The 9,124-nt window shown below is 66.0% G+C and carries 7 protein-coding genes; 2 read left to right on the top strand and 5 right to left on the bottom strand.

What is annotated here, in order from left to right; genetic code table 11:
* Nucleotides 1-171: 171 nt before the first annotated feature.
* Complete coding sequence (locus FJ424_RS15415; RefSeq protein ID WP_140654630.1) at nucleotides 172-1,527, bottom strand: sigma-54 dependent transcriptional regulator; 1,356 nt, start codon at nucleotides 1,525-1,527, stop codon at nucleotides 172-174.
* A complete protein-coding gene (locus FJ424_RS15410) occupies nucleotides 1,524-3,389 on the bottom strand; it encodes a sensor histidine kinase (protein WP_140654632.1) in 1,866 nt (621 codons plus the stop codon). The genes FJ424_RS15415 and FJ424_RS15410 overlap by 4 nt, the downstream gene beginning before the upstream one ends.
* A 233-nt stretch (nucleotides 3,390-3,622) precedes the next feature.
* Between FJ424_RS15410 and FJ424_RS15405 the strand changes: the two genes are divergently transcribed.
* Nucleotides 3,623-4,957 (top strand): dicarboxylate/amino acid:cation symporter, encoded by a 1,335-nt coding sequence (locus FJ424_RS15405; protein WP_140654634.1) that lies wholly within the window; start codon nucleotides 3,623-3,625, stop codon nucleotides 4,955-4,957.
* Between the two features lie 125 nt (nucleotides 4,958-5,082).
* Nucleotides 5,083-5,664, top strand: a complete 582-nt coding sequence (locus FJ424_RS15400; RefSeq protein ID WP_140654636.1) for a histidine phosphatase family protein — start codon at nucleotides 5,083-5,085, stop codon at nucleotides 5,662-5,664.
* 170 nt (nucleotides 5,665-5,834) lie between these two features.
* Here FJ424_RS15400 and FJ424_RS15395 read toward each other — a convergent pair whose 3' ends face one another.
* The 3 genes from FJ424_RS15395 to FJ424_RS15385 form a co-directional block, all read right to left on the bottom strand.
* Nucleotides 5,835-6,578, bottom strand: a complete 744-nt coding sequence (locus tag FJ424_RS15395; protein ID WP_140654638.1) for a pseudouridine synthase — start codon at nucleotides 6,576-6,578, stop codon at nucleotides 5,835-5,837.
* Between the two features lie 97 nt (nucleotides 6,579-6,675).
* Nucleotides 6,676-7,275, bottom strand: coding sequence for a hypothetical protein (locus FJ424_RS15390; RefSeq protein WP_246677258.1), 600 nt, complete (start codon nucleotides 7,273-7,275; stop codon nucleotides 6,676-6,678).
* A gap of 38 nt (nucleotides 7,276-7,313) precedes the next feature.
* Nucleotides 7,314-9,017 (bottom strand): BTAD domain-containing putative transcriptional regulator, encoded by a 1,704-nt coding sequence (locus tag FJ424_RS15385; RefSeq protein WP_140654640.1) that lies wholly within the window; start codon nucleotides 9,015-9,017, stop codon nucleotides 7,314-7,316.
* Nucleotides 9,018-9,124: the final 107 nt, after the last annotated feature.

Here is a 9,124-nt window from a genome sequence, read left to right as displayed (position 1 = left end):
ATCGGCGGATCCTTTTGGCGAAGAATCCTCCAATCAAATCACTTCAAGCCGTCCTCACCCTTGCGTCGTGTACTGTGAGCGGATTCAGGCGACGCGCTTTAAGGCTTTGTTTTCATGCATGTCGTTATCGCAAAATCGCTGCACACTTTTGCGCGACATGCATTAATTGATCTACCTGGAAAAATCGCTGCGCACGATGCCGTGCCGCTGCAGCTTGTCGTAGAACGTCTTGCGCGGAATGCCGAGCGCCTCGATGGTGCGGCGGACGTCGCCGTCATTGCGACCAAGTGTCTCGCGGATAATTTCGGCTTCGTAACGATCGAGCCGTTCCGGCAAGGGCATGGGGGTGCCGATCTCCGTTGCCGCGGGGGAAGACGCTGCGGCAACGTCGTCCAGCCCGAGCACGAAGCGTTCGGCGAAGTGGGCGAGTTCGCGCACATTGCCGGGCCAGTCATGTTCGCCGAGATGGCGCTGAACCGCGGCGGAGATCGCCGGCACGGCGCGCCGGAAACGGGCGGCGGCGCGATCGGCGAAGTAACCGAACAACAGCGGCACGTCGTCCCGCCTTTCGCGCAGCGGCGGGATCGAAAGCGTCACCACATTGAGCCGGTAGTAGAGATCCTCGCGGAAATTGCCGCGCTGGCCAGCGTCGCCGAGATCGACCTTGGCGGCGGCAACGACGCGCAGGTCGACCGGCCGGATCTCATTGGTGCCGAGCGGCGTCACCTCGCGCATTTCCAAGACGCGCAGCATCTGCACCTGCGTCGAGGCTGGCATGCTCTCGATCTCGTCGAGGAACAGCGTGCCGCCGCTCGAATGCTCGATGCGGCCGACGCGCTTCTTCTGCGCGCCGGTGAAGGCGCCGGCCTCGTGTCCGAACAACTCGCTTTCGATGACCGTCTCCGGCAGCGTGCCGCAGTTCAACGCGACGAAATTGCCCTTGGCGCGGCGGCTCCAGCGATGCAGCAGGCTCGCCACCACCTCCTTGCCCGAACCGGTCTCGCCGGTCACCAGAACGTCGACATCGGTGTCGGCGATCTGCCGCAATGTCCGGCGCAGCCGCTCCATGGCCGGCGTCTGGCCGATCAGCGGCAAGCCTTCCTGCGCCTGCTCGGCCGCCTCGCGCAAGGCGCGGTTTTCCATCACCAGGCGCCGTTTTTCAGCGGCCCGGGCAACGCTCTGCGCCAGCCTGTCGGCGGCGAAAGGCTTGGTGATGAAGTCGTAGGCGCCGTCCTTGATCGCCTTCACGGCCATCGCGATATCGCCATGGCCGGTGACCAGGATGACGGGGATATCGGGGTCGAGCCGCAGCACGCGATCGAAAAGCTGCAGCCCGTCGATCTCCGGCATGCGGATATCCGACACCACCACGCCGGCGAAATTCCTGTCGAGCGCCGCCAGCGCTTCGCTCGCCACCGAATGGGCCGACACCGCAAAGCCGGCAAGCTCCAGCGTCTGTCTTGTCGCCTTGAGCAGGTCGCTATCGTCATCGATCAGGATCACCGGGGCTGGATCGTGCTTCGTCATGCAGCGCCGGCTTTCGAAAGGTGGATGATGAAGCGTGTTCCCAGGCCGCTGCTCGAAACCTCGATGCGCCCGCCATAGTCGGTGACGATGTCCTTGGAGATGACGAGTCCGAGCCCCAGGCCTTTTTCCTTGGAGGTGTTGAAGGGCGTGAACAGCGACTTCAGGATCGCGGGCGGAATGCCCGGGCCGTTGTCCGAGACCATGAGCGCGACGTCATCGCCGGTCTCGGCCGCCGAAACCTCGACTTTCGCGTCGTCGCGGCCATCAAGTGCCTCCAGCGCGTTCTGGAACAGGTTGATCAGCACCTGCTCCAGCCGCAGCCGGTTGCCCATAACCTTCAGCGCCGGCGGCGGCAGCGTGATTGCCAGCGCATCCAGCCGGCCGGCGAAGCGGCTCCTGAGCAGCACGACGGCGCCTTCGATCACGCCGTGCAGTTCGACCGGTTCGGCGGCGGTGCGGCCCTTGCGGGCGAAAGCTTTCAGCTCTTCGGTGATGGAGCCGATGCGCTCGGTCAGCGCGGCGATGGCGCCAAGGTTCTCCTCGGCTGAGGCGCTCTGCTTGCGTTCGAGGAAGACACGCGCATTGTCGGCATAGGCGCGGATCGTCGCCACCGGCTGGTTGATTTCATGCGCGACCCCGGCGGCGACCTGGCCAAGCGTGGCAAGCCGGTTGGCCTGCACCAGTTCCTGCTGCATCACCTGCAGCCTGGCTTCGGTGCTGCGATGGTCCGCGATCTCGGCTTGCAGCCGGTCGCGCGCCAGGCTCAGATCCTGCGTGCGCTCGACGACCCGGCGCTCGAGCTCGGCGCGCGCGGCCTGTTCGGCGGCAATCCGCATCTGGCCGGATTGCCGGCGCCACAACAGATAGGCGGCAAAGGCAATGAGCGGCACGAGGACACCGAGCACCAGGAGCCGCATTTCCCGCTGCGCCGCCGCGACCGCTGCTTCGGCAGGAACGAGATAGTCGAGGCGCCAGGGTGTCGACGGCACGGCGGTGGAAAGCCGCAGATATTCCGCATCGCTGCCGCCGGGCGTGATGGCCTGGACGAGCGCGACATCGGGGCTGAGCGGTTGCGGTTTCGTGATCGGCAAGGGCACCAGCGGCGCATCGCCGAATTGCTGGCTGGCGCGGATGTCGGCCGTAACCGGAGCGGCCAGCGGCGCCGTCGTCATGAAACGCCAGGAGGGCACGCTCGTGATCAGCACCACGCCATGCGCATCGCCGACATAGGCCGGCCGGTTCGCCTCGCGCCAGTCGGATTCGAGCTGGTCGAACTCCATCTTGACCACGACGACGCCGAGCGGCCCCGCGGCGCCGTCGACGCGGCGCGAGATGTAGAGGCCCGGACGTTTGCTGACATTGCCGAGCGCGAAATATTCGGCCGTGCCGGTTTCCATCGCGCCCGAGAAATAGGCGCGAAAACCATAGTCGTTGCCGACGAAGCTCACCGGCTCGCGCCAATTGCTGGAGGCGATCGCCAGGCCGTCCGTGCCGGTGACATAGAGCACCGAGGCCTTGGTGCCCGAGACCAGCCCTTCGAGCTTGCGGTTGAGCACGTCGATCGATGCGGGGTTGCGCTCGGTCAGCGCATCATGCACCTGCTGGTCTTCCGACAGGAGCAGCGGCAGCGCGCGCGGATTTTCCAGCACCGCGCGCAGCAGCGCGACTTTGAGGTTGGCGTCCGTGCGCCCTTGCGCGGCCAGAGCCTCGATCTCGGCCGAGCGACCATAAAGCCCGGCGCCGTAGAGCGCCGCGAGCACGATCAGCAGCGCCACCGCCGTAAACAGCAGCCAGGTGCGCCGCGCCCGCCCGGCAAGCAGTTCGGGCGTTGGGGCGAGGGCAGCGGCCGGGCGTTGCAGCATGCCACATCTGTGCATGATTTCGCACAAAGCGCAATTCGACCTATGCGGATAACCGCACTAGTGTTCTCCAACACGCTTGTCGCCGGATCGAAAAATCCAACAAAATCAACAGAGCGAGACTCCGGACATCATCTGGCACGCGGGTTGCAAATGCATCCGCAGCAGCCGCGAGGCTGTGGAGGTCAACAGCCCCCTGGTCGAACGTCTCGATCGGGGGCCGAACGGAGGACATCATGCAGACAGCAATCGCTGCCGCCGAACCGCGCGGCAAGGTTCCCTTTTACCGGCATCTCTATGTGCAGGTCCTGGTGGCGATTGCCGCCGGTATCCTGCTTGGCCATTTCTACCCCGAGCTGGGCGCATCGCTGAAACCGCTTGGCGACGCCTTCATCAAGCTGGTCAAGATGGTGATCGCGCCGGTGATCTTCCTCACTGTGGCAACCGGCATTGCCGGTGTCTCCGACCTGCACAAGGTCGGCCGCGTCGCCGGCAAGGCGATGATCTATTTCCTCGTCTTCTCGACATTGGCGCTCATCGTCGGCCTCGTCGTGTCGAACGTCATCCAGCCCGGCGCCGGCATGCACATCAATCCTGCGACCCTCGACCCATCGAAGGTGGCGACCTTCACCGAGAAGGCGCATGACTCTTCCATCGTCGGCTTCCTGATGAACATCATCCCCGACACCATCACCGGCGCCTTCGCGCAGGGCGACATCCTGCAGGTCCTGTTCTTCTCGGTGCTGTTCGGCATAGCGCTGGCGCTGGTCGGCGAGCGCGGCCGCCCCGTGGTCGATTTCCTGCAGGCGCTGACCTCGCCGGTCTTCCGCCTCGTCGCCATCCTGATGAAGGCGGCGCCCATCGGCGCCTTCGGCGCCATGGCCTTCACCGTCGGCAAATACGGCATCGGCGCGATCGCCAACCTCGCCATGCTGATCGGGACCTTCTATCTGACATCGCTGCTCTTCGTGCTCGTCGTGCTCGGCACTGTGGCATGGTATAACGGCTTCTCCATCCTGGCGCTGATCCGATACATCAAGGAAGAATTGCTCCTGGTGCTCGGCACATCGTCGTCGGAAGCAGCGCTTCCCGGTCTGATGGCCAAGATGGAGCGCGCCGGCTGCAACCGCTCGGTGGTCGGCCTGGTCATCCCGACCGGCTATTCCTTCAACCTCGACGGCACCAACATCTACATGACGCTGGCAGCACTTTTCATCGCCCAGGCGACCGACACGCCGCTCACCTTCGGCGACCAGATCCTGCTCTTGCTCGTCGCCATGCTGAGCTCGAAGGGTGCCGCCGGCATCACCGGCGCCGGCTTCATCACACTGGCCGCGACGCTCTCGGTAGTGCCCTCCGTGCCGGTCGCCGGCATGGCGCTGATCCTCGGCGTCGACCGCTTCATGTCGGAATGCCGCGCGCTCACCAACTTCGTCGGCAACGCGGTCGCGACCATCGTCGTGGCGCGCTGGGAAGGTGAGCTCGACCAGACCAGGTTCGCCGCCGCCATGGCCGGCCAGTTGTCGGAAGAAGCCGACCTCGCGTTGTCGGGCGGCCTGCAGCCTGCCTAGCCAACCAGCATCCTCCCGATGCCGAACAGGTCGCGGCAATCGCCGCGGCCTGTTCTTTTTATCGGCCGCCGCATAGGCTGCGCGAGCCGGAATCCCGGCGAACCATTCAGCCGAGAGGGCGGTCGATGAGCAGTGCGTATCCCGAGATCTATCTTGTCCGTCATGGCGAGACCGAATGGAGTCTCTCGGGCAGGCATACCGGCCGCACCGACATCCCCCTGACCGCGAAAGGCGAGGAGGCCGCGCGCGGCGTCGCCGAACGCCTCGAGGGACTGACTTTCCAGGCGGTCTGGTCGAGCCCGTCGCAGCGCGCCTTCGACACCTGCCGCCTCGCCGGTTTCGGCGAGCGCGCGGTCAAGAAGCCGGACCTGCAGGAATGGGATTACGGCGCCTATGAAGGCGTGACGACCAAGGAGATATTGTCCAAGCGTCCCGGCTGGCAGTTGTTTCGCGACGGCTGTCCGGGCGGCGAGACAGCGGCCGATGTCGGCGCCCGCGCCGATACCATCATCGCCGGGCTGCGCGCGGTTGTCGGTGATGTGCTCATCTTCTCCAGCTCGCATTTCCTGCGTGTGTTCGCGTCGCGCTGGGTCGGCCTGCCGCCGCAAGGCGGCGAGCATTTCGTGCTCGACACCGCCAGCCTCAGCATCCTCGGCTACGAGCACGATCTGACCGAGCCGGTCATCCGGAGGTGGAACCAGAAGTAGCGAGCGCGGGCTCCCCCTCATCCGGCCGCTTCGCGGCCACCTTCTCCCCGGCGGGGAGAAGAGGCTGATTTCGGCGCCGGCGACCTCCTCTCCCCTTGGGGAGAGGTCGGATTGCCCCGAATTGCCTTCAATTCGGCTGGCAATCCGGGTGAGGGGGAGTGCTTGGCGCGTCAAGTCGACAAGATCGCCAGCTCCTCGCTCGTCAAATGCCGGGCCTTGCCCTTGGCGAGCTCGCCGAGCTGCAATCCGCCGATCGCCACCCTGATCAGCCGCAGCACCTCGATGTCGAAAGCGCTGAGCAGTCTGCGGATCTGCCGGTTGCGTCCCTCGTCGAGCACGATCTCCAGCCACGCCGTCCGCCCGCCGCTGCGCAACAGCGCGATCGAGCTTGCGGTGAGCAACTCGCCGTCGACGACCGCCCCTTGGCGAAAGCGCTCCAGCATCGCTTCGTCGGGCACGGCCGCGATCTGCACGTGATAGGTCTTGGCGATATGCGAGGCGGGGTCGAGCAGACCGTTCGCCCAGCGCGTGTCGTTGCTCATCAAAAGCAGCCCTTCGCTCGCCTTGTCGAGGCGGCCAACGGGTGACACGAAGGGCAGGTCGAGCCCTTCCAGGCAGTCATAGACGGTGCCGCGGCCTTCGGGGTCGTCGCGGGTCGTGACCAGCCCGCGCGGCTTGTTGAGCATCAGATAGACCTTGCGCTCGGCAACGACGCGCTCGCCGTCGACGGTGATGCGGTCGCGGTCGGGATCGATGCGCAGCAAGGCATCGCGCACCGTCTTGCCGCCGACCTGTACCCGCCCCTCGGTGACGAAACGCTCGGCCTGCGTGCGCGAGCAGAAGCCAAGCTTGGAAAGCGCTCGGGCGAGGCTGACCTTTGGGGTTGCTGATCGTCGGTCGGGTTGGCGTGCCACTGTCTCTGTCTTCGGACTTGCTCAAAACGCTGCAACCGATGCCACGCCTGGCGAGATGGGCGCAAGCGGCTCCATAACCCGGTTCGGGTCGCCGATCTCACTCCTGCGGCGCGCTCAACCGCCGGTAGGAGATGCCGTCGAATGTTGCCGTCACGAAGCTTTTGACCGACATTTTGCGCTTGCGCCCGTCGCTGCAGGCATAAAGCGGCCAGCCGGCCTCGCTGCATTCGCTGGCCATGCAGATGCGGGTCACGCAATTGCCTGCGGTCAGCCGGAAGCCACCCTTGCCGGCAAAGCCCTGCAGCAGGCTGCCATCCGAGGAACGCCATGTCCGTTGTTGGAATTCAGGCCGCAGCAGCCGAGGCTCGAGCGGCGCGGCCAAACCGGCCTGGTCCGTATGGCCCGAATATTGAAGCCGATAGCGCGCCATGCCGGTCGTGTACGCGGTGACGAGATCGGATTGGCCCGAATATGCCGCCGACAGCTCGGGACGATCGAAAAGATGGGAGGCGCGTGTCTCCGCCCCCGACGGTCTCGTCAGGGCAGCGATGACGACAAGGGCCAGGCAGACGCGCAGCATCCCGATTTCCAGCAGCCATACCGATCCGGCGTGCCGGTTTGCCCCGGCTGCGTTTACTACAATTCCGCCAAACAATGCTCTGTGCAAGTCGCCGTTGCCGGGGAAGACGCCTTTCATGCGGAGCCCTGGGCTACGCGCGAGCCAAAATTGGGGAATCAGCCGGCGGGGTTCATTCGTGCGAGGCAGCGGGCCTGGTCGCGTGGCCGCCCGAGTTCCTCGTAGCGGCCTGCCGCCTCCTCGAAGGCCGCCAGCGCGCGCATTTCCTTGTTCTGCGCCCGCCGCTGCACGCCGCGCGCCTCCCAGAGCGCCGCGGCCCAAGGGCCGCCTTGCCACATGCCGGCGATGCGCTCGGCATCGTTCAGGCGGCGATCGACCTGTTCCAGGTCGCCGGCTTCTGCAAGGGCTATCGCCGACGCGGTGCGCAGCGCCATCGAACAGGGCTGGCAGGCGCCGGGGATCAGCAGCCGGTCGCCGGCGAGGATTTCCTCGGCCACCATCTTGGGCGTGGAGGCGGCGCGTACGGCCAATGCCTGCATGCGAATGATCAGGTGTGGGGAAAGCCAGGATCGTTCCGCATCCGCCAGGCCGCGGCGGATGAGACGGCCGGCTCGCCACCTTTGGCCGCGTTCCAGCGCGATCTCGGCCAGCCGCTCGATTGCAAGCACGCGGCCTGCCACGGCATCCGCTTCCTGAAGCAATTGTTCCGCCGCGGCAAGGAAGCCTTCGGCGCCGTCGAGATTGCCCGAGAAAAGCGAGGCCTCTCCAAGCAGGAGGCAAGCGAGACCGCGGCCCGCGCTCGATCCGGCCTCTTCGGCCACGGTTAGCAATTCCCGCGCAAGTCCCGCGACCTCGGCATGGCCCTTCGCGCTGCACAGACAGAATTCGGAAAGGCACAGATGACCGTCGAACACATGCTGAACGAAGGCGGGTTTGGCGCGGACCCATTCGATGAATTCGGACCGGAACAGTTGCGGCCACCGGGCTTGCATCATCGATGCGATGCCCAGCAAGGCGCTGGACTCGCCGACCTCGCGCGGCAGGTCGGCGCCGAGTGCAAGGTCACGCGTGCGCCGGGCGATTTCGCTTGCCTTGTCGAATTCGCCGCTTTGCAGATGCACCAGCCCCCAGGCGAGCGACGTGCGTATCTGCTCCACCGGGCTGACGGTCTCCGTGCCGGACAGCGCCAGGGCCTTCTCGTAGAGCGCGATGGTGGCGGCGCTCGGCCCGACGCCGAGTTCGGCATGCAGATTGTCGCGAAGCTGATTGAATTGGCGGATCGCTTCCACGCGGTTGCCCGCATCGAGTGCTGCCTGCATCAGCGCGCATTGCGCCTGCTCGTCGGCCGGGTCGAGCGCGATCAGTCGCTGCCAGAGATTGCCGGCGCGCAGGAGGTCGCTATAGCGCTGCTGCAGTTGCGCGCGCGGGGCGTCCAGCCATTCGACGAACAGATCGTCGGGCAGGAGCCTGCCTCCGTAGAGGTCGGCGGCGTGTGCGAAGGCCTTGCTGTCGTCGCCTCGCAGGGCGGCCTTCGCGGCGGTCTCGAAGCTCTCCGTGTCGATCGCCAGTTCGACATCCGGGGCGAGCGCCACGATATCGTTGCTCACGTCGATCAGGTCGCGGCCGCCCAGTGCGCGACGCGCGAAATGGACGGCCTTGCGCAGGCTGGCGCCGGCGGCGTCGGGGTCCGCGTCTGGCCAGAAGGTCTCCATGATCTGCTCGCGGTGGGCGCGATGTCCAGGCCGCAAGGCAAGCAGCTTGACCAAAGCCGCGGCGCGGTCGCGCCGCCACTCGGCCGCCGGGACCACCCGGTCATCGACGCTGACGGCGAACCGGCCGAGGAGGTGGATCGAAACGCGCATGCATTCACCGTCCGGAAGAAAGGGCGCCGCCGCCGAAGCCGTCACCGGGCGGCCGTCGTCGGGGAACGCTGGCGGAACATAGATTTCCTAATTTAGCGCCGCAATCG

It is taken from the genome of Mesorhizobium sp. B3-1-8 (genome assembly GCF_006439495.1).
GTDB lineage: Bacteria > Pseudomonadota > Alphaproteobacteria > Rhizobiales > Rhizobiaceae > Mesorhizobium.
This window is presented reverse-complemented; position numbering and strand designations above follow the sequence as displayed.

What these genes read in the sequence shown, in the direction of transcription:
- FJ424_RS15415 (WP_140654630.1), bottom strand. Translation starts at nt 1,527, where the DNA reads ATGACGAAGCACGATCCAGCCCCGGTGATCCTGATCGATGACGATAGC.
- FJ424_RS15410 (WP_140654632.1), bottom strand. Translation starts at nt 3,389, where the DNA reads ATGCTGCAACGCCCGGCCGCTGCCCTCGCCCCAACGCCCGAACTGCTT.
- FJ424_RS15405 (WP_140654634.1), top strand. Translation starts at nt 3,623, where the DNA reads ATGCAGACAGCAATCGCTGCCGCCGAACCGCGCGGCAAGGTTCCCTTT.
- FJ424_RS15400 (WP_140654636.1), top strand. Translation starts at nt 5,083, where the DNA reads ATGAGCAGTGCGTATCCCGAGATCTATCTTGTCCGTCATGGCGAGACC.
- FJ424_RS15390 (WP_246677258.1), bottom strand. Translation starts at nt 7,275, where the DNA reads ATGAAAGGCGTCTTCCCCGGCAACGGCGACTTGCACAGAGCATTGTTT.
- FJ424_RS15385 (WP_140654640.1), bottom strand. Translation starts at nt 9,017, where the DNA reads ATGCGCGTTTCGATCCACCTCCTCGGCCGGTTCGCCGTCAGCGTCGAT.